General features: G+C 60.7%; 28 protein-coding genes and 1 tRNA gene. 15 read left to right on the top strand and 14 right to left on the bottom strand.

Annotation, left to right across the window (positions count from 1 at the left end; genetic code table 11):
• Positions 1 to 81 precede the first annotated feature (81 nt).
• Entirely contained in the window at positions 82 to 807 is a 726-nt protein-coding gene (locus tag RG2_RS21535; RefSeq protein WP_033233481.1) for a FadR/GntR family transcriptional regulator, read from the bottom strand.
• Between the two features lie 132 nt (positions 808 to 939).
• Here RG2_RS21535 and RG2_RS21530 point away from each other — a divergent pair, with 132 nt between their 5' ends.
• The 4 genes from RG2_RS21530 to RG2_RS21515 all read left to right on the top strand — a co-directional run bounded on the left by RG2_RS21530 (position 940) and on the right by RG2_RS21515 (position 5,294).
• Positions 940 to 2,328, top strand: a complete 1,389-nt coding sequence (locus RG2_RS21530) for a GntP family permease (RefSeq protein ID WP_033233479.1) — start codon at positions 940 to 942, stop codon at positions 2,326 to 2,328.
• A 9-nt stretch (positions 2,329 to 2,337) separates the two neighbouring features.
• Positions 2,338 to 2,862 (top strand): gluconokinase, encoded by a 525-nt coding sequence (locus RG2_RS21525; protein WP_033233474.1) that lies wholly within the window; start codon positions 2,338 to 2,340, stop codon positions 2,860 to 2,862.
• Between the two features lie 100 nt (positions 2,863 to 2,962).
• Positions 2,963 to 3,934, top strand: a complete 972-nt coding sequence (locus RG2_RS21520) for an alpha/beta hydrolase (RefSeq protein ID WP_033233472.1) — start codon at positions 2,963 to 2,965, stop codon at positions 3,932 to 3,934.
• Positions 3,935 to 4,367: 433 nt separating this feature from the next.
• Positions 4,368 to 5,294: an alpha/beta hydrolase gene (locus RG2_RS21515; protein ID WP_033233470.1), complete on the top strand. Its 927-nt coding sequence runs from the start codon at positions 4,368 to 4,370 to the stop codon at positions 5,292 to 5,294.
• A gap of 50 nt (positions 5,295 to 5,344) precedes the next feature.
• Here RG2_RS21515 and RG2_RS21510 read toward each other — a convergent pair whose 3' ends face one another.
• Both RG2_RS21510 and RG2_RS21505 read right to left on the bottom strand, forming a co-directional pair.
• Entirely contained in the window at positions 5,345 to 5,995 is a 651-nt protein-coding gene (locus RG2_RS21510) for a Dabb family protein (protein WP_033233468.1), read from the bottom strand.
• The gene (locus tag RG2_RS21505) at positions 5,988 to 6,221 is read right to left on the bottom strand and encodes a hypothetical protein (protein WP_230590087.1); all 234 of its coding nucleotides are present in this window, start codon (positions 6,219 to 6,221) and stop codon (positions 5,988 to 5,990) included. The genes RG2_RS21510 and RG2_RS21505 overlap by 8 nt, the downstream gene beginning before the upstream one ends.
• Before the next feature lie 435 nt (positions 6,222 to 6,656).
• Between RG2_RS21505 and RG2_RS21500 the strand changes: the two genes are divergently transcribed.
• The gene (locus RG2_RS21500; protein WP_033233464.1) at positions 6,657 to 7,544 is read left to right on the top strand and encodes an SDR family NAD(P)-dependent oxidoreductase; all 888 of its coding nucleotides are present in this window, start codon (positions 6,657 to 6,659) and stop codon (positions 7,542 to 7,544) included.
• Positions 7,545 to 7,652: 108 nt separating this feature from the next.
• Here the strand turns inward: RG2_RS21500 and RG2_RS21495 are convergent, their stop codons facing one another.
• The 4 genes from RG2_RS21495 to RG2_RS21480 form a co-directional block, all read right to left on the bottom strand.
• Positions 7,653 to 8,219, bottom strand: coding sequence for a nucleotidyltransferase family protein (locus RG2_RS21495; protein ID WP_033233462.1), 567 nt, complete (start codon positions 8,217 to 8,219; stop codon positions 7,653 to 7,655).
• Positions 8,220 to 8,224: 5 nt separating this feature from the next.
• Positions 8,225 to 9,067 (bottom strand): alpha/beta hydrolase, encoded by an 843-nt coding sequence (locus RG2_RS21490; RefSeq protein WP_033233460.1) that lies wholly within the window; start codon positions 9,065 to 9,067, stop codon positions 8,225 to 8,227.
• A 49-nt stretch (positions 9,068 to 9,116) separates the two neighbouring features.
• Entirely contained in the window at positions 9,117 to 9,728 is a 612-nt protein-coding gene (locus RG2_RS21485; protein ID WP_207787509.1) for a formylglycine-generating enzyme family protein, read from the bottom strand.
• A gap of 82 nt (positions 9,729 to 9,810) precedes the next feature.
• A complete protein-coding gene (locus RG2_RS21480; RefSeq protein ID WP_033233458.1) occupies positions 9,811 to 10,647 on the bottom strand; it encodes a mechanosensitive ion channel family protein in 837 nt (278 codons plus the stop codon).
• A 103-nt stretch (positions 10,648 to 10,750) separates the two neighbouring features.
• Here RG2_RS21480 and RG2_RS21475 point away from each other — a divergent pair, with 103 nt between their 5' ends.
• The 4 genes from RG2_RS21475 (at position 10,751) to RG2_RS21460 (ending at position 14,157) form a co-directional block, all read left to right on the top strand.
• The gene (locus RG2_RS21475; RefSeq protein ID WP_033233457.1) at positions 10,751 to 11,389 is read left to right on the top strand and encodes a DUF2461 domain-containing protein; all 639 of its coding nucleotides are present in this window, start codon (positions 10,751 to 10,753) and stop codon (positions 11,387 to 11,389) included.
• Positions 11,390 to 11,513: 124 nt separating this feature from the next.
• Complete coding sequence (locus tag RG2_RS21470) at positions 11,514 to 12,506, top strand: ABC transporter substrate-binding protein (RefSeq protein WP_033233456.1); 993 nt, start codon at positions 11,514 to 11,516, stop codon at positions 12,504 to 12,506.
• Positions 12,507 to 12,581: 75 nt separating this feature from the next.
• The gene (locus RG2_RS21465) at positions 12,582 to 13,346 is read left to right on the top strand and encodes an alpha/beta fold hydrolase (RefSeq protein ID WP_033233841.1); all 765 of its coding nucleotides are present in this window, start codon (positions 12,582 to 12,584) and stop codon (positions 13,344 to 13,346) included.
• A 58-nt stretch (positions 13,347 to 13,404) separates the two neighbouring features.
• Positions 13,405 to 14,157: a Clp protease N-terminal domain-containing protein gene (locus RG2_RS21460; RefSeq protein ID WP_033233454.1), complete on the top strand. Its 753-nt coding sequence runs from the start codon at positions 13,405 to 13,407 to the stop codon at positions 14,155 to 14,157.
• Between the two features lie 56 nt (positions 14,158 to 14,213).
• Here RG2_RS21460 and RG2_RS21455 read toward each other — a convergent pair whose 3' ends face one another.
• Positions 14,214 to 14,417, bottom strand: coding sequence for a cold-shock protein (locus tag RG2_RS21455; protein WP_003939930.1), 204 nt, complete (start codon positions 14,415 to 14,417; stop codon positions 14,214 to 14,216).
• Positions 14,418 to 14,580: 163 nt separating this feature from the next.
• Between RG2_RS21455 and RG2_RS21450 the strand changes: the two genes are divergently transcribed.
• Positions 14,581 to 15,300, top strand: a complete 720-nt coding sequence (locus RG2_RS21450) for a dienelactone hydrolase family protein (RefSeq protein ID WP_051730405.1) — start codon at positions 14,581 to 14,583, stop codon at positions 15,298 to 15,300.
• 16 nt (positions 15,301 to 15,316) lie between these two features.
• On the opposite strand, the gene RG2_RS21445 is transcribed toward RG2_RS21450, so the two are convergent.
• Positions 15,317 to 16,042, bottom strand: coding sequence for an SDR family NAD(P)-dependent oxidoreductase (locus tag RG2_RS21445; RefSeq protein ID WP_033233450.1), 726 nt, complete (start codon positions 16,040 to 16,042; stop codon positions 15,317 to 15,319).
• A 69-nt stretch (positions 16,043 to 16,111) separates the two neighbouring features.
• On the opposite strand from RG2_RS21445, the gene RG2_RS21440 reads away from it, so the two are divergent.
• Both RG2_RS21440 and RG2_RS21435 read left to right on the top strand, forming a co-directional pair.
• Positions 16,112 to 16,666 (top strand): MarR family winged helix-turn-helix transcriptional regulator, encoded by a 555-nt coding sequence (locus tag RG2_RS21440; RefSeq protein ID WP_230590086.1) that lies wholly within the window; start codon positions 16,112 to 16,114, stop codon positions 16,664 to 16,666.
• Positions 16,667 to 16,713: 47 nt separating this feature from the next.
• A complete protein-coding gene (locus tag RG2_RS21435) occupies positions 16,714 to 17,286 on the top strand; it encodes a peroxidase-related enzyme (protein WP_033233446.1) in 573 nt (190 codons plus the stop codon).
• Positions 17,287 to 17,346: 60 nt separating this feature from the next.
• On the opposite strand, the gene RG2_RS21430 is transcribed toward RG2_RS21435, so the two are convergent.
• The 3 genes from RG2_RS21430 to RG2_RS21420 form a co-directional block, all read right to left on the bottom strand.
• Positions 17,347 to 17,420, bottom strand: a tRNA-Met gene (locus RG2_RS21430).
• A 54-nt stretch (positions 17,421 to 17,474) separates the two neighbouring features.
• Positions 17,475 to 18,185: a FadR/GntR family transcriptional regulator gene (locus tag RG2_RS21425; RefSeq protein WP_033233444.1), complete on the bottom strand. Its 711-nt coding sequence runs from the start codon at positions 18,183 to 18,185 to the stop codon at positions 17,475 to 17,477.
• A gap of 22 nt (positions 18,186 to 18,207) precedes the next feature.
• Positions 18,208 to 19,875, bottom strand: a complete 1,668-nt coding sequence (locus tag RG2_RS21420) for an L-lactate permease (protein WP_033233442.1) — start codon at positions 19,873 to 19,875, stop codon at positions 18,208 to 18,210.
• A 183-nt stretch (positions 19,876 to 20,058) separates the two neighbouring features.
• On the opposite strand from RG2_RS21420, the gene RG2_RS21415 reads away from it, so the two are divergent.
• Genes RG2_RS21415 through RG2_RS21405 form a run of 3 tightly spaced genes read left to right on the top strand, consistent with a single transcriptional unit; the run spans position 20,059 to position 22,945 of the window.
• Positions 20,059 to 20,808: a (Fe-S)-binding protein gene (locus tag RG2_RS21415; RefSeq protein ID WP_033233840.1), complete on the top strand. Its 750-nt coding sequence runs from the start codon at positions 20,059 to 20,061 to the stop codon at positions 20,806 to 20,808.
• On the top strand, positions 20,805 to 22,325 hold the full coding sequence (locus RG2_RS21410) for a LutB/LldF family L-lactate oxidation iron-sulfur protein (protein WP_033233440.1): 1,521 nt from the start codon (positions 20,805 to 20,807) through the stop codon (positions 22,323 to 22,325). The genes RG2_RS21415 and RG2_RS21410 overlap by 4 nt, the downstream gene beginning before the upstream one ends.
• Positions 22,322 to 22,945: a LutC/YkgG family protein gene (locus RG2_RS21405; protein ID WP_033233438.1), complete on the top strand. Its 624-nt coding sequence runs from the start codon at positions 22,322 to 22,324 to the stop codon at positions 22,943 to 22,945. Before RG2_RS21410 ends, RG2_RS21405 begins: the two co-directional genes overlap by 4 nt.
• A 5-nt stretch (positions 22,946 to 22,950) precedes the next feature.
• On the opposite strand, the gene RG2_RS21400 is transcribed toward RG2_RS21405, so the two are convergent.
• Together RG2_RS21400 and RG2_RS21395 are read right to left on the bottom strand one after the other, a co-directional pair.
• The gene (locus tag RG2_RS21400) at positions 22,951 to 23,184 is read right to left on the bottom strand and encodes a hypothetical protein (RefSeq protein WP_033233436.1); all 234 of its coding nucleotides are present in this window, start codon (positions 23,182 to 23,184) and stop codon (positions 22,951 to 22,953) included.
• A complete protein-coding gene (locus tag RG2_RS21395) occupies positions 23,181 to 24,323 on the bottom strand; it encodes a 3-ketosteroid-9-alpha-monooxygenase, oxygenase component (protein ID WP_033233432.1) in 1,143 nt (380 codons plus the stop codon). The genes RG2_RS21400 and RG2_RS21395 overlap by 4 nt, the downstream gene beginning before the upstream one ends.
• Between the last annotated feature and the right edge of the window lie 7 nt (positions 24,324 to 24,330).

Below are 24,330 nucleotides of genomic sequence, written 5' to 3'. Positions count from 1 at the left end.
AGCGAGTGATGTCATGGTTCCAAGCGTTCCACTTGCGGAGCGGTTGCGGAGCAAATCAGCAGAGTCTGTGGCTCGGCTTACTTACGTCGTGCTCGGCGGCGCGGATGTGCGCATGGTTTCGACGGCGTCGGCGGACTCCGCGACTATCGACCGCATCGCGGCTTCGGCGGCGTCGGCGTCACCGGACTGGATTGCCGACGCGACCACTCCGTGCAGGTGAATGGCTTCCGGATCAGCTTCGTGGGGCATCAGGGCGTGGCGGGTTCGGCCCTCGAGGATCTCGACGACGATCTGTGACATCGCACGCAGCATCGGGTTTCCGGACGCTGCGAGCAGTGTGCGATGAAAGTCCGAATCATGCCCCAGATAGGCGTCGGTGTCTGCAGCCCGTGAGGTAGCTGACATTCCGATCACAGCCGCAGTGAGCGCGCCGCACTGCTGCGGGGTGGCCCGGGTCGCGGCCAAGCGAGCGGCCAGAGGTTCGATTCCCGAGCGTAGTTCGCTGAGGATCGACAGTTGCTCGAATCGACCGGGGCCGGCCAATTGCCAGCGGATGACAGTGGGATCGAGCGCGTTCCAATGCTCCGATCCGAGGATCGTGATTCCGACGCGTCGACGCACCGATGCGAGGCCGAGTGATTCGAGTACTCGCACGACTTCCCGGATGACTGTGCGGGACACGTCGTAGCGGGTTGCGACTTCATCCGCGGAGATCGTGGTGCCCGGCGCGAGGGCACCACTGACGATGTCCTGACCCAGTTGTTCCAGCATCGAGTCATGCAGTTGCTGAAACGGGAGTGAGGCCATGCGTAGATCGTCCCATGTGTATGGATTAAGCCCGATGAAAGTCCGATAAATACTACAAATTAGTGTCTGGTCTTGAAATTGTAGGTTAATTGAGGAACAGTGACCTCCATCACTCGTTGGACTGGAGTCCCTATGAACACCACAGCACTGCTGGCAGCCGAGGTAGTCCCGGCTGGAAGCGATGCTCGACTGATCATCGCCGCCGTTGCGGGCGTCGCCGTGATCATCGCGCTCATTACCTGGCTCGATCTGCACCCCTTTCTTGCTCTGTCGATCGGAGCGGTAGGCGTCGGATTGGCTGCCGGACTCGGATCGGCTGAGTCCGTTGCGGCCTTCGCGACAGGGTTCGGCTCGACGATGGGCGGCGTCGGCATTCTCATCGGCTTCGGTGCCATGTTCGGCAAACTACTGGCCGACTCCGGCGGTGCTGATCGAATAGTGGACACCCTCGTCAGTCGATCCAGTGACCGGGCGCTGCCGTGGACGATGGCTCTGGTTGGCGCCGTCATCGGTCTGCCGATGTTCTTCGAGATCGGCCTCGTCCTGTTGATGCCCGTCATCATTCTGGTGGCCAGGCGGTCCGGGCAGTCCTTGATTCGTATCGCGATTCCCACCCTCGCGGGTCTGTCTGCGATGCACGGTTTGGTTCCACCGCACCCCGGACCGCTGGTCGCCGTTTCCGCGTTGAATGCCAACCTCGGTCTGACATTGGCGCTTGGTGTACTCGTTGCCATCCCGACGGTGATCCTGGCCGGCCCGGTCTTCGGCAAGATCGCTGCCCGCTGGGTAGATGTCAAAGTTCCCGATCTCTTTGTCACAGGCGAGGATCGGGGCGAAGAGGAGAAGGTGCAGCGCCCCAGTTTTGCGGCCACTCTTGCCTCGATCATGCTTCCCGTGGTGCTCATGCTCGGCAAAGCTCTGGCCGAGGTCATCGCCCCTGATTCCGAATCGCTCCCCAAATCGGTACTGGACTTCCTCGGAACCCCGGTTGTCGCTTTGGGACTCGCAGTTCTGGTCGGCATGGTGCTGCTCGGACGCGGCGGCGGAATGGATCGCAAGGCCATTTCGAAGTCACTCGAGAGTTCACTGCCGCCGATTGCCGGCATCCTGCTGATCGTCGGCGCCGGTGGTGGTTTCAAGCAGGTGCTTATCGACACCGGTATCGCTGACGTGATTGCCGACGCGATCAAGGGCAGCAGCTTGCCGGTGCTCTTCCTCGCGTGGCTGGTCGCTGTATTGATCCGCGTCGCAACAGGTTCGGCAACCGTGGCGACAGTCACGGCTTCCGGGATCCTGGCTCCTGTTGCCGCCGAGCTCTCTTCGACTCACGTTTCGTTGATGGTGCTGGCAATCGGCGCGGGTTCGCTCTTCCTTTCACACGTCAACGACGCAGGATTCTGGTTGGTCAAGGAATACCTCGGCGTCACCGTTGTGCAGAACCTCAAGACGTGGACGGTGATGGAGTGCATTATCTCGGTGTCCGGACTTGCCGGTGTCCTTGTCCTGAGCGCAATTATCTAGGGGATTGGCATGACTGAGAAAGCAGCACAGAAGAATCCCGTGCTTGTCGTGATGGGTGTATCGGGCTCCGGCAAATCGACTGTCGGCGGAATGATTGCCGGCGCGATGGGCTGGGATCTCCAAGAGGGCGACGATCTGCACCCGCAGGCCAACATCGAGAAGATGGCTACCGGGCATCCGTTGAACGACGACGACCGCTGGCCGTGGTTGGACAAGATCGCGCAGTGGATCACGCAACATACCGATGCAGGGCAGCCGGGCATCGTCACGTGCTCGGCACTCAAGCGCAGTTACCGCGACATACTGCGGGGTGAGAACGTCGTGTTCGTTCATCTTGCCGGTTCGCGCGATCAGATCGGCCAGCGGCTGACCGCGCGCCTCGACCACTACATGCCGCCGTCACTGCTGGACTCGCAGATCTCCACGCTCGAGCCGATCGACCCGGATGAACAGGCGATCATCATCGACGTCGGTGGTAGTCCAGTCGAGATAGTGGAGGAAATTCTGCGACGGCTCGAAGAGCTCGGATACTGAGTTCGGGCGCCAGCCTGTCCTGTCGAAATTGCGTCGGTTATCGTTCAGTCAAGGTATGTGTAACTCGGATACACAAAATGCCTTGACCTGGGAGGACGCTATGCGGACGCGAGATTCGACGGTATGGCACTGGAACGTGAGCCCGCGCGCACGGTTCATCTTTGCTGTGACCAGGACATTTGTGAAGCCCGCATTCACCTACTGGCCGACCAGTGACCGCGGGATCCGGCAACTCGAAAAGCTCGACGCGCTTGCCGACCGCCTGCCCAAGCCCAAGAATCTCGACATCGAACCGCTGACGATGGGCGGGGTTTCCTGCGAGAAGGTCACGCACCCGCGCCGCGCTACCGGCGCGCTCGAGGGAGCCACGATTCTCTACTTCCACGGCGGTGGATTCATCTTCTGCGGACTTGCCACCCACCGAGCACTGTGTGGCCTCCTGTCCGCCAAAGCCGGCGTCCCGGTGATCTCCGTTCGGTACCGGCAGTTGCCCGAAGGGTCGATCGGCACGTCCGTGGTTGACGCCATGGCCGCGTACACGGCACTTCTCGAGACCGCGGAAGACCCGAACAAGATTGTGGTTGCCGGTGATTCGGCAGGCGGCTACCTGGCAATGAAGGTCGCCGAGATAGCAGCGCTGCGCGGAATCACACGCCCGGCCGCCGTTGTCGGGTACTCGCCGCTCCTCAACGTAGACCTCGAAGAGCACGATCCTGATTTCATGAAACGCGATGCGTACCTGCCGATGTCGCAGGTCGAGAAACTCAAGGATCGATGGTTGAACGGACCGGACAACATTGTCGGCGAGCAGTCACCGATCAACGCCGATCCGAAGTTGCTTGCGCCCTCGTTTCTGGTGTGCGCTGAGTACGAACTGATGCGCCCGGACGTGGAAATAATGACCGAAAACTTCATCAAGGCAGAGCAAACCGTCGAAACCCACATCTGGAGTGGGCAGATCCATGCCTTCCCGGTGATCGGCAAGGCGCTGCGCGAAGGGCGCACGATCGTTGATCTGAGTGTCGCGTTCCTGGAACGCACCTTGGCGTCGAAGCGCAAGATCAGCGCCTGACTTTTCTCTATTGGTCGGCTTCTGCACGGGTAAGGAATGCCAGAACGGCCGAGACCCGGGCGTCGATCCTGTTTCGCTGAATCGCTTCCCAAACCTGGCTTAGGCATTTGCGTCAGGATTTAGTGGACGGCCGGGGCCAAATTCGGATAGCAGTTCACGGCTGGGAGTTCGTTGTCATAAGCGACCACTGGACGGGAGAGTCGGTTCTCATCGCCAGGTGGGCGACTTATCGTGGCAGCACGCAAGTGTTCCGGTTGTCGGGTATCGGCGACGGATTTCGAGAGGGGTGTCACATCGTGAGTGCCGCACATGGCGTGGGCGCGAAGTGGCGGAGTCCGGATGCAACGGATTTGAACGGGACGCAGCGGAGGCTCAGGAAATGGCGATTTCCGCACCGAGATAACAGAATTCGTAGACGATCAGGAGATCATTCATGACAGTCCATCCAGAAGTTGCGGCAATGCTGGCCGCGCTGGAATCCGGATTCCCGGACGTGACGAAATTCCCGCCAGTCGAACTGCGTGAGCTGATTCGTAGTCGGCGTGCTCCGCTGCAGGGGCTACCGGGCATGCGCGATGTTCACGATCTCACGATCGACGGTCCGGGAGGAGATCTGTCGTTGAGGGTGTTCCGGCCGCACACAGATCATGATGATCTGCCGGTCGTGGTGTTCGCACACGGCGGAGGTTTCGTATTTTGCGATCTCGACAGTCACGACGAACTCTGTCGCTCGATGGCGGAAGGTGTTGGCGCTGTGGTGGTTGCAGTTGACTACAGGCTTGCTCCTGAGCATCAGGCTCCGGCAGCGCATGATGATGTGTACGCAGCCTTGGAATGGGCGGCAAAAAATGCGGGTGACTACGGCGCAGATCCGTCGAACATCGTCCTCGCTGGGGACAGCGCCGGTGGAAATCTTGCAGCCACTGTATCCATTGCGGCGCGAGATCGAGGGGGCCCGGCAATTGCGGCGCAGGTTCTCCTGTACCCGGTGATAGACGACGATTTCGAGACGGAATCGTATCGGCTGTACGGCACCGGCTACTACAACACCACTTCGGCGATGAAGTGGTACTGGCAGCAATATGCACCCAACGGAACCGACGATCCTCGTGTGATTCCGACGCGGGCAGAAAGTCTTACGGGCCTACCGCCGGCTGTCATCATCACCGCCGAACTCGATCCGCCGTGTACGTCGGGTGACACATATGCGCAGATGTTGGAGGCGGCCGATGTGCCCGTCGTCCATCACCGGTTCGATGGACTGTTTCACGGTTTTCTGACATTCACCTCGCTCTCGTTCACGGAACCCGCTCGACGTGACATCTGGGCAATGGTTCGCGGAGTGCTCGAAAAGAGATAGGCGATCGCGCATGGGTGCAGGCCCGGCCCTCGAGGGGGCCGGGCCTGTGGCTAATCGCTCGCGAGAACGACGTCGTCGATCGAACAGAAGCTGTGGCAGATCCGATCGCGGACGATGACCTCGGTGCACTCCGGATCGAACCAACGGTCCACGACAGCCCAATGGATCGGATGATCGAGATACTGCCCGAGTAATGAAGCCTGGTCAGTGAATTCCTGCTCCCACACATGCGTCCATGGAGTCGGGCCAACGGCAGAACTGACACGGCTGAGTCGCCATGCACCGATGGACGAGATCAGCGCCGGCATCCGTAATAAATCGCGTTCGAAATGCTCGACCTTGCTTGCCTCGGTGCCGGGCACAACTCGCAGGAGCAATGTTCGGTAGACACTGTTACGGGTGTCGATCGCCGACCGTCCGGTCGATCCGGACGTGTACTCGACGCCGTGGAACCGCTCGATGGCCGGATGCTCGAAGCTGGCGTCGAGTGCGTCGCTCGCCAATTGCCACGACGTTTCGTCGGTGAACTGTAAGTGGACGATCAAATCTCCACCGTTGATCACTCCCGGCAGCGTTTTCGACACAACCAGGCGGGTGGCACCCGCTGCTTCAGCCGCCACTGTCACAGAGGCCACGGCGTCGTCCCAGGTCTCGCGCGATGCATTTTCGGCGGCGTGGACGATTCGTGTGACGCTATACATCGGAGAGTCCCTCGATATCGGCTGCGTCAGCAGCCATGGTGCGACTGCGCTCGATTGTCAGCGCAGAGTGCCGTTCCCACCACTGACTGGACTCCTGATCGGCTCGACCTTGGCGTGTCATTTTCCACCAACCGGACGTGCCGTCCACTGTCCAGGTAATCGTCACGATGTTGGTTTCGTCCTCGATCCAGAGCGGGGGACTGACGAGAATATTTGTCAGTGTCATGCCGCGGAGCTGTGCGCGGGGTACGTACTGAGTTGTGTATGCATCGACGAACCTCTTCCCACACCCCCGTTCTGTGAGGATTCGGTCTATCACGAATATCTTTTCGCCTGCCATATTTCTAGACTACTTCTGATCAAAACCCCTGCAGTAGTGCTTGTCTCGCGTACCGGGAGACAAAGTATCCGATTGCTGGTGTACCGCAGGCCAACGATGCATTCTGTAGTAGATGTTTTGCGTGAGTTGATCTCTCGTATCAGTCTGTCGGCGGTAAGCCAGGACAGTGTCGTTTCCCGCCACGCGGGAGAGTGGCAACCAGTTCGGCCTCCATTGCATCATCCTGGTAAGCGGAACCTGTCGAGGGACCAAGCGAGCCTGAAGATATGAGATTCACGTTAACCACCTGCGCCCTCGAAACCTACGACTGAGAGAACCAAAATGACAAAGTCATTGACGGGCAAGACGGCGTTGGTCACCGGAAGTAGTCGCGGTATCGGACGTGCTATTGCTCGACGACTTGCGGCCGAAGGTGCGACGGTGGTGGTCACCGCGCGATCGTCCGGCCCGACATCGTCGATTCGAGGCGGGGATAGCGTCGTAGTCGAAGGCTCTCTTGCCGAGACCATCGCGATGATCGAGGCGAATGGTGGTAGAGCGCTGGCTATTCCGGCCGATCTCGAAGATGTCGACGCCCGTGACACCCTGATCGACCGCGTTGTCGAGGCTACCGGTGGGATCGACATCCTGGTCAACAATGCGGGGTTTGCAGACTACTCGACCATCGACAAGATGTCGCTCGAGACGTTCGACCGAACCATGGAGCACTATATTCGCGCACCTTTTGTATTGGTGCACAATGCAATTCCACATATGCGTTCTCGTGGCGCGGGGTGGATCGTGAACATCGGATCGTCAACAGGGCTGAGTCCGATCAGGCCGTTCCGCGAGTACAACAAGACATCGGGTGACGTCATCTATGCGGCAGCCAAAGCTGCCCTGCATCGCTTGACTCAGGGCCTCGCAGCGGAACTACTCGAGGACAACATCGCAGTCAACGCGGTTGGACCGTCGACAGCTATTTCGACGCCTGGCGCCGAGGCGCTCCTTCCTGCAGGCTACGAGACGGAACCAGTCGAATACCTCGTGGAGACAGTCCTCGCGATGTGCACGGTTCCTGCCGATGAACAGACGGGGCTCGTGGCGTTCAGCTTGCACTTTCCCTGGCACCAGGGCCTCGAGGTGAAGACGCTGAACGGTCAGGGCTCGATGCCGCGCCGGGAACCGCCTGCATGGGCGAATCCCAACATCGCCCCGGCCGGTTTGTGAGCTCGGGAGGCGCACAGCAGCAGGGCATCCGCTGCTCAGATGGACGCGGACGGAGTGCCCGCGTACGCCACGCGTTGTCGAAATGGCGGGACACGGCTCCGACCGCTCTCAGGCCTGCGGGTAGTCGACGTCCCGGCCGGTGCTCAGGTCTGAGCATTCCACGTGATCGGCGTGGTGCGCGCGCAGATACGCGTTGGCGCCGCTGTCGCCCGCCAGGGAAGCGATCAGGGCCGGCCAGTGATTGCGGCCGATGACAACGGGATGTCCTGGGGTGCCGTGAAATACAGCGCGTCGGAGGTCATCTGACTGAACCGTCGGGCCGGTCACTCGGGTGATGGTCGTGGTGTCGAGGTCCGGTAGGTCGACGAGGGTGATGACGGCGGCAACAGCATCCAGGTTCTGTGCCGCCTCCAGGCCCGAGCGTAGTGATTCGCTCATGCCTTTCTGCCAGTCTGATTCCACCACAAGGGTATCGGTGAACTCAGGTGGAAGGAGTGCTGCGGCGTCGGCTGCTCGAGCTCCGAGCACCACGATGACCGGCGAGCAGCCCGCGTCGCGGAGAGTCGATACACCGCGGCGTAGCCATGATCGGCCGTCGGCGTCGAACTTCAAGGCCTTGGGTGTACCCATGCGGGATCCTCCGCCTGCGGCCAAGAGGATCCCGCACGGTGTCATCGAACCTAAGCTCCGCTAACGCGAGGGCGCAGCCACTCGACAAGATCGTCCAGAACTTCTTCCTGCTCAGGCTCGTTGAAGATTTCGTGGTACAGGCCGTCGTAGACCTTCAGGGTCACATCAGGGGAGCCTGCGAGGTCAGCGACCAGCTTGCTTCCGGCCGGGTCGGTCAGTCTGTCGGCTGAACCATGCTGCAGTAGAACGGGAATGGTGAGCGACGGCAGGCGGGCTGGGAATCCTTCTGCCGCCGTGATCATTCCGCGCGCAATGCCGGCCGGAACCTTGCCGTGATGGACCAGCGGATCTGCGTTGTACTTGTCGACAACCTTCTGATCGCGAGACACCGCCGCAGCTTCCAGGCTCTCGACCGGAACGTCCGGGAGGTACTTGCCGAGGAACTTGCCCACCTGCATGACGATTTTGGGAGTACCGGTGGCGATGATCACGGCAGGTCCGGAGAGAGCCAATGCCTTGAGGTCCGATTGATGATCCAGGGCGTACGAGAGTGCAATCGCGCCGCCCATGCTGTGGCCGAGAAGGAACTTGTCCTTGCCGGGATAGGCGGCGGTGGCGATACCGAACAGGGTGTTGACGTCGTCGGTGAAGTCGGAGAACTCCTTGAGGTGGACGCGTTTGCCGCCGGAACGTCCGTGCCCACGATGATCAGGTGCGTACACGACCAGACCGAGTTCACCCAGTCTCGCGGCCACGTGGTCGTAGCGCCGAGCATGCTCCCCGAGTCCGTGGCACAGGACAAGGATGCCGGTGGGCTCACGGTCCGGCGTCCACACGTCGTAAACGATCTTGGTGCCGGACACTCCGGTGAACGACGACTCTTCACGCTGCATTGTTGTGCCCTCTCTCCCCACCGGTTCCGGTGTGCGGATTCTTCACATGTTATGCGCCGGGACCGGCAGATTGGGCGATACGGAACCCTAAGTCGTCGATTGCGAAGCTCGGGTGGCTACGACGCCGAACGCTAGCGCCACAACCCCGCGCCACCTCCGCCCAACTGCCACCGCGGAAGATGCGGTAAGTGCCGTATACCTCCGGGTCGTAGAGATCCCAGCACCATTCCCAGACGTTGCCGATCATGTCGTGAAGTCCCCACGCGTTCGGGGCCTTCGATCCGACAGGATGGCAAGTGTCACCGGAGTTTGCTTCGTACCAGGCGATTTCATCGATCGGGCCGTAGCGATACCCGGGAGTCCCGGCTTTGCAGGCGTACTGCCATTCCGCTTCGGTGGGGAGCCGGTAGCCATTCGATGTGCGATCCCACGTCGGAGATTCACTGTCGATGTCGTGATAGGCAGGTGTCAGTCCGTCCTGCGCTGACAGGCTGTTGCACGCTGCGATCGCGTCGATCCAGGACACGTTGACCTTGGGATTCGCTGAATCGCGCACGGTCGTGACGTATCGAGCCATCCGGAAGGGAGCGATGTCGACGCTCCAATGGATGGCCTTGCGGTCGTCACGCAGATCGACCACGCCGCCGGGTATGTCGACCATCAACTCCGACGCTGTACTCACGTAACTCCCTCTGTGCTCGAGTAATTGCATCTGTCGAAGGCACCGGCGTCAATAGTTTTGCTCAGCGGAGGATCGGTAGGTATGGCGCCTCGATCCCGTGTTGCTCGAACGCAGTCAGGGCAGAGCGGGCAAATGCACGCTGGACTGCCCACTGCCGGCCTGGTTTGACCTGCGCGGTAACCCGGATGGTAATCGATTCTGCAGTAACGGAATTGACTCCCAGCATCTCCGGTTTTTCGATCATGTCCGATCGGATGGAGTCGGATTCAGCGGCCTCGAGAACCGCTCGTGTTGCGACTTCGCATGCTCGGTGCACGTTGGCGTTGTGAGCGATGGGGAGATCGAGTACAGCGGTCGCATAGCCCTGACTCATGTTTCCGACTCGGAGAATCTCACCGTTACGGCAGTACCACAAGGTTCCGTTTGCATCTCGGACCGTGGTGACCCGCAGACCGACGGTCTCTACCGTGCCCACCGCATCACCCAGATCTACGACGTCACCGACGCCGTACTGATCCTCGAGCAGCATGAAGATTCCGGAGAGGAAGTCACGCACCAGATTTTGTGCGCCGAAACCGATGGCCAGGCCGATGACGCCGGCCGAGGCGATGAACGGTGCAACGTTGACACCCAGGATCCCGAGAATCTGCAGCACACACCAGACCAGGATGACAATGGAGACGGTCGATTTGAGGACGGAACCAATGGTGCGGGCACGCTGTGTCCTGCGTGCGTTCACCGAAGGCTTGCGCCCGTTCGACATTCGATCGATCACACGGTGCAGAGCGAATCGCAGAATTACCGCCAGCACCACATAGATCGCGATTTCGATGGGTCGGTGGATGAGCCAGTCTCGATTGGTATCGGTCAGTTGCCAGGCCTGCATTTCGGAAATCATCCCCACGCAGTCTACGGATTCTGCCCGATCGGGGCATCACTGCAGCGCATGGCTCACATCGGGAGGTGATGGCCTCTCTAACCGGTACGACTACGCTTTACGCATGGCTGCGTTCACTGGAATACCTGTTGCTGCACTCGACTTCTACGAGGATCTCGAAGCGGACAACAGCAAGGTGTGGTGGGCGGCCAACAAGGAGACGTACGACGAGATCGTTCGTCGACCGATGGCGGCGTTGGTCACGGAATTGGAAGACGAGTTCGGCACAGCCAAACTGTTTCGGCCGTACCGCGATGTGCGTTTCTCGAAGGACAAGATTCCGTACAAGACGCACCAAGGTGCTTTTGTGGGCCTTGCGCAGAGTTGTGGCTACTACGTTCAGATCGATGCGGCGGGCCTGATGGTTGCCGGGGGCTTCTACGCCAGCACGTCCGAAACGATTGCGCGGTACCGAGCGGCGGTCGACGACGACGTCCGAGGTGCGGAACTCGAGAAGATTCTCGCAGGTGTGCGCAAGGCCGGATTCACGGTGGGTGGTGACACGCTCAAGACGGCGCCGCGCGGGTACACCGTTGATCATCCGCGCATCGAACTGTTGCGGCACAAGTCGTTGACAGCAGGCCGCAGCTATCCCAGTCCGTCGTGGTTGGACAGTCCTCGGACGCTGAAGGAAGTCCGCAAAGCGTGGCGCGCATTGACGCCGTTGGTCGAGTGGTCCGGGCAGGTGCTGGGGGCAAACTGAGATCAGTGGCCGGAACCGAACACTTCTGGGCCGGTCGCGACGATGCACGGTACGTACGCTATTAGGGCATCCTTATTCGCCCGCGAAGGGTGGATGATCACGTTCTTCTGGAAGGTCCGCGCACATGCCCGCTTCATCTACCCTGCTACTCCCGCGGGGGTACACCGATAATCGCATCGTCTCGAATCTGACTCGACGCCAATTCGGAATCGGTGCAGGCATCGCCGGATTGGGTGCTTTTCTCGCGGCGTGCGGCGAGAGCGGAAGTAGTGCCGCCGCAAACGAAATGCGCTCGGTGACCACCCCGCTCGGAACGTACGACATTCCCGTCGAGCCCAAGCGTGTGGTCGCGATCGACTCTCGGCTCGATCTCGAACCTGCTGTGGCGCTGGAGCTTCCGCTGGTCGGATACACCTATGCACAGGCCACGCCCTGGGTGCCCGTCGACGCATCGGTGCCTTTCCTGTCCGAAATCCCTAATCGTGAGCAGATTCTTGCGCTCGAACCTGACTTGATCGTGTGCCTGAACTATGAAAGTGAGTGGTGGCCCGTTGGTGAAATGCAGACCATCGCACCGGTTCTCACCACCGAGTTCACCGACGACTGGCGAACCAACCTCACCAGGCTGTCGGGCTGGCTCGGCCGAACCGAGACGCTCGACCAGCTGATTCTCGATTACGACAACCTCATTGCGGATATTCAATCGCGTCATGCCGAGAAGATCGCGTCGAAGACGGTTGCGAGTGTGTCATTCCTGCCGGACACCAACACTCTGTACGTCACCAGTATTCGTACGTCGGAAAAGGGCGACAAGCCCAGTGACATGACGCTCGGCGATATCGGCGGAAAGACCGTCACTGCGGAAGGTCTGGATCCGGAAGGCGGCGTCAGCCTCGAGGGTTTGGACGTACTGGCCGGCGTCGACGGTTTCATGATCACCGAGGACGAGGACAGTGCGGCGTATCAGGCGTTGGTGGCCAGCAAGCTGTGGCAGCGGCTCCCAGCGGTGCAGGCGGGCAACGTCACTAACCTCGGCGGATCGACTTTCTACGGTTCGATCTACACCATTTCGTACGTCGCCCAGGGGTGGGATGCTCTGTACGCCAAAATCAGCTGATGCCGAATCGGTGACTTCTGGAGTCTGCGGCGGTCTAATCAGGGAGGAGATATCCTCCAACCCTAGGAGATGGTCATGGACACAGTGCACTCCGCGGACGGAACAATGATCGCGTACGAACGCTCCGGCGCAGGACCAGCAGTGGTTCTTGTCGCCGGAGCGTTCTGCGATCGGCAGTGGTTCGACTCCCTGGCCGCAGAGCTGGCAGCAGATTTCACCGTGTACTCCTACGACAGGCGTGGTCGCGGAGACAGCGGCGACGGCAGTGCATATTCCATCGGGGCCGAGGTGGAGGACTTGCGCGCCGTTATCGCCGCTACCGGGGAGGTGCCGCTGGTCTACGGGCTTTCGTCGGGCGCCGCACTGGCGTTGGAAGCTGCGGCGCAGGGCGTTCCGATGAGGAAGCTTGCCGTCTACGAGGCGCCGTACATGGACGAAGGTCAGTCGGATGCGGCCGCGCTAGGTGACCTCTGGCGATTGGTTGCCGCCGGAGACAAGGAGGGGGCGGTGGTCCGGTTCCTCTCACTGACCGGTGCGTCGTCGCACATGGTCGAGGAGATGAAGCAGAGTTCGGACTGGCCAGGCATGTGCGCCATAGCTCACACCCTGCCGTACGACGTAGCCATCTGTAACCACGGCAGTCAGTCGCTCGATTGGCTGACCTCGGCCGCCGTCCCCGCCTTGGTCATGCACGGCGGTGACAGTGGCCAGTGGGGCCGCTCCTCGGCGGCGCGAATCAGCGAAAGGATCGGGGGAGCAAAGGCGCTGGAGATTCCAGGGCAGGCACACGGTGTGTCCGACGATGCAATGGTGCCGGTGTTGCGCGAGTTCTTTTCCTGAAGCCGCCGATCGTCAACCCAGGGTTGACGATTCTCGTGCGTCAACTTATGGTTGACGCATGGGTGATCCAGTGAAGATGACAAACCAAGTCCGTCTCGACGACCTCATCGCCGCCATCAAGAAAGTTCACACCGACGCGTTGGATCAATTGTCCGACGCAATGGTTGCCGCTGATCATCTCGGTGAAGTAGCTGATCACCTGATCGGTCACTTCGTAGACCAGGCGCGGCGCTCAGGCGCGTCGTGGACCGACATCGGTCGGAGCATGGGCGTCTCCAAACAAGCCGCGCAGAAGCGTTTTGTGCCGAAAGCGGCTGGTGAGGGCAAGCTGATGGTTCCCGAAGACGGTTTCAGTCGGTTCACGGTTCGTGCCAAGAATGTGGTGATGGCTGCGCAGAACGAAGCCCGAGCGGCCGGTAATGCGGAGATTCGACCCGAACATCTTGTTCTCGGGCTCCTGGCCGAACCGGAAGCGTTAGGACCGCAGGCAATTGCAGCGCAGGGGATCGAACTTGCCGCAGTGCGCACGGCCATCGTAGAGGCTTTGCCTGCGGCCGAATCAGAGGAGTTGCCGCAACTCATCCCATACGACGCTCAATCACGGAAGGTTCTCGAACTGACTTTCCGTGAGGCTCTTCGCTTGGGGCACAACTACATCGGAACCGAACACATCTTGCTAGCGCTGCTGGAACTCGAGGACGGTTCCGGTGTTCTGAGCGACCTCGGCGTCGACAAAGCTGTCGCGGAATCGAATATCGAGGCCGCGGTGGCTGCTGTGATCAAAGCCCGTGCGGACGATCAAGAGCAGTAGGAGAAACAGAAGAGGGCCGTACCCTTGCGGGTACGACCCTCTTCTTGTGTCACTGACTAGACAGCGCGCACATTGGTGGCCTGGGGGCCCTTCTGGCCCTGGCCAACCTCGAACTCCACACGCTGGTTCTCGTCGAGCGACTTGTAGCCGTTGCCTGAGATCTCAGAGTAGTGAACGAACACGTCCGGTGTTCCGTCGTCGGGAGCAATGAAACCAAAGCCCTTTTCGCCGTTGAACCACTTCACGATGCCCTGTGCCATACAAATACTCCCTACAAAATCGATCCGGGTTTCACATCGAAGTCCCGATCTCGATTCCCCCATCCTCCCATGCCGCGCAACAGGGCGCACGCCCGCGTGCGAAAACGCACTTCAGATGGGGTGAATCGGGCACATTTACCAGGCAAATGCTTACGATCGGGTAATGGTGGACATCGATCTGACGGCCCGCGCCGCAGTTGTCGGCGGATCCCAACCGCTCCGTGGCATCCTCGAAACTCCCGACACCCCTGGCCCGTGGCCGGGTGTGGTGATGATTCACGAGGCTTTCGGGCTCGACGACGTCATGCGGCGGCAAGCGCAGCGCCTCGCTGCCGCCGGCTTTCTGACGTTGGCCGTGGATCTGTACAGCGCGGGTGGGGCGAGGCGCTGCCTCGTACCGACGATGACGTCGATGCTCCGCGGGCAGGGGCGGGCGTTTACCGACATCGGGGTCGCACGAAACTGGCTGGTCGAATCAGCGGACTGCACCGGGAAGATCGGTGTCATCGGATTTTGTATGGGCGGCGGATTCGCGCTGATCAGCGCCGAAGATTTTGACGTCGCTTCGGTCAACTACGGACAGCTCCCGCGAAAACTTGATGCGGCAGTGGCAGATTCATGCCCGCTGGTGGGTAGCTTCGGCGGCCAGGACGTCACCTTGCGGGGTGCGGCGCTGAAACTGGAAACCGCCCTGAACAGGGCCGGCGTCGAACACGACATCAAGGAATATCCGACGGCCGGACACGCGTTCCTCAACGATGCCGAAGCCGGCCCCAAGGTGTTGCGTCCGCTGGAGCGAATCCTCGGGATGGGCCCTGATCCGGTTGCGGCAGAAGATGCTTGGAGGAGAATCGACGCGTTCTTCGGCCGTCATCTGCGCTAGATCAGCGGCGGCTAGATCAACGACTTGTTCGTTCTCCGCCGTTGACCGCGATTACCTGACCGGTGATCTGTCCGGCGCCCGCCGAGGCCAGGAAGAGGACTGCGGCAGCGACGTCTTCCGGAGTCCCGGCGCGCTTGGTGCTCGTGGATTCGATCAGTGCCTCCCGTCGAGCGTCGGTGAGAACGTCACGGAAGAATTCGGTGTCGGCGATGTAGCCGGGAGAAACTATGTTCGCGGTGATTCCCAGTGGGCCCAATTCGGCGGCAAGGTCGATATTCCAGTTTGCGACAGCAGCTTTGGCTGCGCCGTAGGCGCCCGCACCTTTGTCTGCGGCGATGGATCCGATAGTGATGACGCGGCCGCCGGGGGTGAGGCGATCGCGGACGGCAGCAGTGGTCAGAACCGCCGACAATAGATTGGAATCGAGATTGGCTCGCCATCCGGCGGCCAAGGTATCGAGATCCGACGGCGCCTCTCGATCGAAGTCCGTGTTACCGCCCGCGCAATGCACTACGACGTCGAGGTTTGCCGGGAGCGTGTCTTGTAGCCGCTTCAGATCCTTCGGGTCAGAGTTGTCGCAGGTTACGGCGTGAACGTTCGAGTTCAGTTCGCTTGCTGTCTGCTCGAGCGGTCCGGTGCGTCGTCCGGTGATGAACACTGTGTCGCCACTCTGAGCGAATGCGGCTGCTACGGCGCGGCCGATGCCGGTTCCGCCGCCGGTGACCAGAACTGTGCGTGTCATGTCTTCCTCCAGTGAGCTACGTTTAGGTCTATACGAGAACGTATCATTTAGATCTAAATGAGGTGCAATGTGACTGGTGGCTTGGACCCTGACGACGACGTCGACGCGATTGCCTTGGCCTGGTTGCGTGAGCGTCCGGGAACTCCGGTCGAGGGGATCGGCATCGTGACCAGGCTGTGGGCGTGCGCAAAACTCCTCGGTGAGGACCGACGGCGAATCCTTGCCGCCGCGGGCGCAGATACGGCAACGCTTGATCTGCTGAGCGTCTTGCGGAGAGCTGGGGAGCCGTACCGATTGACGACCCGTCAGATCACCGAACGGACCGGAGTGACGGCAGGCGCAATTTCGCAAAGGCTGGCTCGGGCTGAAGCTGCCGGTTTGGTGGAGCGGTCGGCGAAGTCGGGATCGAGGGTTGTCGACGTGTCGCTGACGGCCGCGGGGCATGAGGTGGTGGAGCAATTGGTCGACCGTGTGCTCGGCCGCGAGGCCGACTTGGTTTCGGTACTGTCTGCTCCCCAGCAGGCGCAACTTACGGAGTTGTTGCAGATCTTCTTGAGCGGACTGCATGGCGAACTAGGGGATCCGGGTGCGATGCACGTCGGAGCCCCTGGACAACTCAGTTAATGGTGATTATCTTAATTTGATCATTGGCTGACAGCCCAGGAGGCACTGTGACCGACCGTTTTCCGCAAGTAGAGCTGGCCGACGTGCCCGAGGATATCGCTGCCAAAATCCTTGCTGTTCAGGAAAAATCAGGGTTCGTGCCCAACGTGTTCCTGATGTTCGCGCGTCGTCCGGCAGAGTTTCGGGCCTTCTTCGACTACCACGACGCGATCATGCTCAAGGAAGACTCGGCGCTCACCAAGGGTGATCGTGAAATGATCGTTACCGCCATCTCAGCGGCGAACAAATGCACGTACTGTGTGGTCGCGCACGGTGCGATCCTGCGCATCTACGAAAAGAAGCCGCTGGTTGCCGATCAGGTGGCAGTGAACTATCGGACAGCGGACATCTCCGATCGTCAGCGGGCGATGCTCGACTTCGCAACCAAGGTCAACTCCGCGTCGCACGAGATCTGCGATGCGGATTTCGAGGCGTTGAACAAGCATGGCTTCGGTGACGAGGACGCCTGGGACATCGCTGCTGTTACCGCGTTCTTCGGCCTGAGCAACAGAATGGCCAGTTTCTCGGGGATGATGCCGAATCCGGAGTTCTATCTGATGGGCCGGGTGGCTCGTTCCTGAATTGGCGCGCACAGCAAAAGGCCCGTAGGTTGCTTGCGCAACCTACGGGCCTTCACTTTGTAGCGGGGACAGGATTTGAACCTGCGACCTCTGGGTTATGAGCCCAGCGAGCTACCGAGCTGCTCCACCCCGCGTCGGTGTGAAACCAACCTTACACTACAAAAACGGGTGCAATTACCAACCCACGTTCAGGCCCCGGTGTGAGTGCTCTCCGCGTAGTACCCACGGATGTGACCGGTGATACGTTCGCGCGCCAACTCAGGATCTCCGGCCTGCACGGCGTCGACTATTCCGCGGTGTTCATTCCGGAGCCGGCAGCACGTGGTTGGCCAGCACTCCAGGTTCACTCCGGAGAGGACGTACGCCTCGATGGATTCGCGCAGCCCCGTCATCATGGCCGCGACAACCTGGTTGCCGGCAGCATCGGCCAGCGCAACGTGGAATTGTGCGTCGAGGATCAGGAACTCGTGTGCGCTGAGATCAAGGTTGTCCATGGAGTCGAGTAATTCGACAGCGGCTCCCAGGTCCGGTGTGGGTTGCGTCCGCGCAAGTTCCTGCATGACCTCGGCTTCGAGAACCAGGCGCGTCTTCACTACATCTGTCACCGGAAACCCTTGTGCGGCAACTTGCATCCGCATCAGCATGGTCATGCCGCCGGTAGGGCGGGCCACGATCATCGCGCCGGAGGTCGGGCCGGATCCCGTCTGGGCTTTGAGTAGTCCGAGTGCTTCCATGACGCGTAGAGCCTCGCGTACCGATGATCGGCCGACGCCGAGTTCGGCCGCCAGAATGCGCTCACCCGGAAGCCGCTGACCCGGGACGACTTCTCCCGAGGTCAGCCGCTTCTCCAGGTGCGTCAGTACTTGTTCCCACGCGCGTGGACTCGAATCGGAGGGCATGAGCCAAGAGCCTAGGTGGCGCTTACGGGAGCATCCACGACAGGACCGGTGTGGACTGCAGATACACGAGCGTGCAGAGGATAAGCAGCATGCTGAGGCTGTATCCGATGACTTTGCGCAGCAGGATGGGCTCGCTGCCCACCTGGCCGACTGCGGTCGCGGCGATCGTCAGGTTTTGCGGGCTGACCAGCTTTCCTACGACACCACCCGATGTATTGGCCGCGACCAACAATGTCGGATCGATGCCCGCGGTTTGTCCAGCAACCTGCTGCAGCTTGGCGAACAGGGCGTTTGCGGAGGTGTCTGAACCGGTCACGGCAGTACCGAGCCAGCCGAGCATGGGAGAGAAGAAGGCAAATGCAGCGCCGGTGCCGGCCAGCCAGGTGCCGATCGAGACGGTCTGTCCGGACTGGTTCATGACGTAGCTCAAGCCGAGCACAGTGGCGACCGTCGCAATGGCCAGACGCATCTTCACGACTGTCGTACCGAACGTGGTCAGCGATTGCCTGGCGGTCAACGGGAATCGTCCGCCGTGAGTCCAGAATCCGTACACGGCTGTGACGATAATGCCGCAGATCAAGAGCAGCGTGCCGGGGTTCGACAGCCACGAGAACGTGTAGATCGCGCTCGACGAGGGAGTTCCCGTGTCGGTCAGCAGATTTCCGTACAGACCTGGCCATTCGACCTTGCGATCGGTCTTGCTCAGCCAGGCGGGGAGGTCGAATCCGGCGGTCCATAGTTTGGCGACGCCGAAGACCACGACTACGAGAAGGTAGGGGAAAAGTGCCAGGAAGGTTCTTGACGGACTGAGCTTTTCGGGTTCGACCTTGGAACGCTGATCGTCGGGAGTGGCGGGATGCCAGAAGCGGAGCATCGTCACCGCAGCTGCGAGACCGGCGAGAGATGCGACGACGTCGGTCAATTCGTACGAGAAGTGGCTGGAGCACCAGAACTGTGCGAGCGCAAAAACGGCACCGGTGACCAATGCGATGGGCCAGACCTGCTTCATTCCGCGTTTTCCGTCAACCAGGAACAGAAGCAGAAGCGGTACGAACAGTGCCAGGATCGGAGTCTGACGACCGACGACGGCTGCGATCTCGGTAGCGGGAATGCCCGTCAGGTTACCGGCCGTCGTGATCGGAATTGCCATGGCGCCGAAGGCAACCGGTGCCGTATTGGCGACCAGGACGGTCACGGCCGCGCGGATCGGCGGCATGCCGAGTGCGATGAGCATGGCGCCGGTAATAGCGACGGGAGCTCCGAAACCTGCGAGCGCTTCGAGCATTCCGCCGAAGCAGAATGCGATGAGCATTGCCTGCACGCGCATATCGCCCCGGCCCACGGTATTGAAGACGCGTCTCAAGTCTTCGAAACGTCCACTGACGACTGTCAATTCGTAGAACCAAATGGCGGTGACCACGATCCACATGACCGGAAAGAGTCCGAAGGTGATGCCTTGGAGAGCCGAGAGTGCTGTCAGCGACGTGGGCATGTCGAAGCCGACGACAGCCACGATCGCGGCAACTGCCAGCGCGCCGAGTCCGGAGTACCAGGCTTTGAGTTTGAATCCGGTCAGAAGGACGAAGAACGTCGCCAGGGGAAGCAGCCCGACGAGCGCCGACGCGGTCAACGACCCGCCGATCGCGGTAGTGGACGGTGTGAAAGTCACCGCGAGTAGCTCGGTAGCCACTGGTATCTCCTGACAGACGGTCTGAATGACGGTTTGTGTGGTCGGACCACAGGAACGTACACCATGACCCGGCTCACAATCGAGCATTGTGTGGAATTTTTGTTTTTTCGGGTATTCGGGTTCCTTGTGGCGCTGACCGTGCTTTACTGTGGTCTGACCACACCGAAAGATTGCGGAGATCACATGCGAGTAGCGCTGTTCGCCACCTGCATCGGGGACACGATGTTTCCTGATGCGGCCAAGGCCACCGCCCTCCTGCTCACCCGTCTTGGGCACGACGTCGTGTTTCCGCCCGGACAGACCTGCTGCGGGCAGATGCACGTCAACACCGGCTATCAGCCGGGCGCGCTGCCGCTGGTCGCGAACTACGCCGATACGTTCGGTGACACGTCGATCGACGCTGTTGTCGCGCCGTCGGGTTCGTGTGTGGGCTCGGTCCGGCATCAGCATGAGATTGTTGCCGAGCGCTACGGCACAGCGTCACTGTGTGGGCAGGTGCAGACGGTGAAGGCAAAGACGTACGAACTCTCCGAATTCCTCGTAGACGTTCTCGATGTCACAGATGTCGGCGCGTACTTCCCGCACCGGGTCACCTATCACCCGACCTGTCACTCACTGCGCATGCTGCGAGTAGGCGACAAGCCGCTCCAGTTGCTGCGCAACGTTCGCGACATCGACCTGGTGGAACTCCCCGAAGCCGATTCCTGCTGCGGATTCGGCGGCACGTTTGCCATCAAGAACGCCGAGACGTCGACGGCCATGTTGGCCGACAAGATTCGCCATGTGGCCGACACCGGCGCAGAGTTCTGCAGCGCCGGAGATTCGTCCTGTCTCATGCATATCGGCGGCGGAATGTCGCGACTGCAGATGGGTGCCAAGACCATTCACCTCGCTGAGATCCTGGCATCTGTGGAAAGCCGGGTGCACGCATGAGCGCCGTGACGCTGGGTCTACCCAGCTTTCCCCCGAGGTCGCCCGAAGGTGCGGGATTTCTGCGAGGAACCGAAAAGTTCCCCGTCGCAGCGCATCACGAGCTGGCCAATGCGCAACTACGACGCAATATCGGCAAGGCCACGCACACCATTCGCGCCAAGCGCCTCAATGTAACGGGTGAGCTTCCGGACTGGGAAGAGTTGCGCGACGCCGGATCTGCAATCAAAACCGACGTCATGGCGCGGTTGCCTGAACTCCTCGAACAGTTCGAAGCTGCGGTCATCGCTCGCGGCGGACACGTTCACTGGGCGGCAGATGCCAACGAGGCCAACTTTATTGTGTCCGAGCTTGTCAAAGCTACCGGCTCCGACGAGGTCATCAAGGTCAAGTCGATGGCAACGCAGGAGATCGGACTCAACGAACACCTCGAAACCCAGGGAATTTTGGCGTACGAGACCGATCTTGCGGAATTGATCGTCCAACTCGGCCACGACAAACCGTCGCACATTCTGGTTCCCGCGATCCATCGCAATCGATCCGAGATCCGGGAGATCTTCCTGCGTGAGATGCCCGATGTGGACCCCGATCTCGGGGACAATCCGGCCGACCTTGCCGGCGCTGCGCGAAAGTTCCTGCGCCACAAGTTTATGACCACCCCGGTAGCTATCTCGGGTGCAAACTTCGGGATCGCGGACACCGGCACGCTGACCGTCGTGGAGTCCGAGGGCAACGGACGCATGTGCCTGACGCTGCCGAAAACTCTGATCACCGTGATGGGCATCGAAAAGATCCTGCCGACATATCAGGATCTCGAAGTCTTCCTCCAACTTCTCCCGCGATCCTCGACGGGTGAGCGGATGAACCCGTACACCTCGATGTGGACCGGTGTCACGCCCGGTGACGGCCCGCAGGAGTTTCACCTGGTGCTGCTCGACAACGGACGTACCGCGGCCTTGGCCGACAAGATCGGCCGCGAGGCACTCAACTGCATTCGATGCTCGGCCTGCCTCAACGTGTGCCCTGTCTACGAGCGCACGGGTGGACACGCTTACGGATCAACGTATCCGGGACCGATCGGCGCAGTGCTCACACCGCAGCTGGCCGGGATGCACGGCAAAGACGACCCCAACTCGACGCTTCCCTTTGCCTCGAGCCTGTGTGGCGCATGCTTCGACGCCTGCCCGGTCAAGATCGATATCCCTTCGCTGCTTGTCGAATTGAGACACCAGAAGGTGGAACAGGCCGGTGTGACGGCTGAATCGGTGGCGATGAAGGCAGCCTCGTTCGCGATGTCCTCGTCGACGCGCTGGACTGCCGCGCAGAAGGCCGCTGGGCTGGGCCGCATCGTAGCCGGCAAGAAGGGCAAGATCTCGACGCTTCCGCCGCCGCTGAACGGCTGGACCGCGGCCAGGGATATCCCGGCGCCGCCCAAGCAGACCTTCCGGTCCTGGTGGGACTCCGACGAAGGCCGAGCAGCGCTGGACGAGGCTCGTCGCGAAGGTAAGGCAGGCAAATGAACTCACGCGAAGTGGTGCTCGGACGTATCCGTGACGCCATCACACTGGCTCCGGCTCGCGATGCCGAAATCCCGCGCCACTACCGCACCGGCAGAACCTTGCCCGATACCGAGCGCATCGAGCTTCTTGTCGACCGTTTGGTGGACTACAAGGCGCATGTCTATCAGTGCAGCACAACAGATATCGTGGAGACGATCAACGGCATTCTCATCGCGAACGATCTGAAAACCGTGGGTATACCTGTCGGCCTTGACCGCTCCTGGGTTGCAGGCTTCAGCGGCGAACTGGTGGTCGACAGCTCCGAGGTGCCTGCGCCGGAGCTCGAGAGACTGGACGCGGTGGTTACGGGGTCCAGAGTGTCCTGCGCCGAGACCGGCACCATTTTTCTAGATGCCGGTCCGGATCAGGGGCGTCGCGCATTGACTCTGGTGCCTGATACCCACATTTGCGTCGTTCATCGCGCAAGCGTGGAAGTTGGTGTGCCCGAGGCGATGGCAAAGCTGACCCCCGAACGGCCCACCACCATGATCAGTGGGCCGTCGGCAACTTCCGATATCGAACTCGAACGCGTCGAAGGTGTTCACGGCCCACGAAATCTGCATGTCGTGATCGTCGACTGAGGGGGTCAGTCGAGGTCGCCGAACTTCCCTTCGACTGCCGCCACGTTGATCGCGTCGCGTAGCCGTGGGCAGCTGCGCATCGGGGCGATGTCATGCGTCGCGGTTGCGGGAACGCCGAGTTCAGTGCAGTGGGACAGCGTCGCCGCGTCCCACTGCACCGTTGTGTGGTGCCAACTGAACTTCTCCACCACAACCTCGGCCGAGCATGTCCCACAGGTGATCTGAACAGCCTCGCTCACTGACGTGCTGCCATGTTGTCGGCAACCTCTTGTCGCCACGACTCGACGGGACGTGTGGTGTCGAGTTCGTATTCGAAGCGGGCCACCATGTCCGGGCTGATGTCGGCGACGTCGACGTAGAACTGCTCGTACCAACGGCGAAGCTGGTACACCGGCCCGTCCTGTTCGCAGAGGAGCGGATTGTCGATGCGTGCCTTGTTCTTCCAGATCTCGACGTCCTGCTCGAAACCGGTGCTGATGAACCCGCTCATGCTCTCGGCCATACTGGTCGCGGCTTCACCGTCGAGATGCTCGGAGTTCTTGACGATCACGCCGTACGTCAACACGAAACTGTTCTCGTCGATCGGGTAATGGCAATTAAGCAGAATCGACTCGATATCGAAGTTCTCGTAGTGGTACGTCAACTCGTCGATCATGAACGACGGGCCGTAATACGCTGCCGAAGAACTGTTTCCGGACAGTTTCGGTTCACCGGCCGCGGCGGGCCGACGAAAATCGTCACGGCCAACGCCGTTCATGTACTGAGCCGCGACGTGGCCTTCGAAGACATTCTTGAAGTACGTCGGAAATGACTTGTGGATGTAGAAGAAGTGGGCCATGTCGACGTTGTTGTCGATGAGTTCGCGGCAGTTCGTGTTGACGACGATCTGCTTGAAGCCCTTCCAATCCGTCCACTCGTCGGACAGTGCGCCGAGAATGCGCGGCGGTGCTACCTCTGGCGGCGGAGGATTGCCTTCGGGGTCGTTGTAGACGAACAGCATTCCGTCCTGATCGAGCGTCGGCCAGGAGCGAGTTTTGGCCAGCGGAGGTACACGGCGGGCGTAGGGGATTCCTGTGCATTTACCATTGCCGCCCCAACGCCAGTCGTGGAAGGGGCACGCTACCGAATCGCCCTTGACCTCACCTTGCGACAGATCGCCACCCATGTGGCGGCAGTAGGCGTCCAACACCTTCAGGTCACCACTCTCGCCGGCAAAGACGACCAGCTTGGTGCCGAAAGCGTTGATCGAGTGTGGTTTTCCGTCGTTGAATTCGCGAGAGAGGCCAAGACAGTGCCAGCCGCGAGCAAATCGGGTGGGGGCGTCGCCGGCCTGAATCTCGCGGATAGCGTCGTCTGAGTCGGGTACTGATGTTGTCATTGTGAGG

The sequence above is a fragment of the Rhodococcus globerulus NBRC 14531 genome, assembly GCF_001894805.1.
Taxonomy (GTDB): domain Bacteria; phylum Actinomycetota; class Actinomycetes; order Mycobacteriales; family Mycobacteriaceae; genus Rhodococcus_F; species Rhodococcus_F globerula.
Note: the sequence above shows the minus strand (reverse complement) of the source record. Positions and strands in the feature narration are given on the sequence as shown.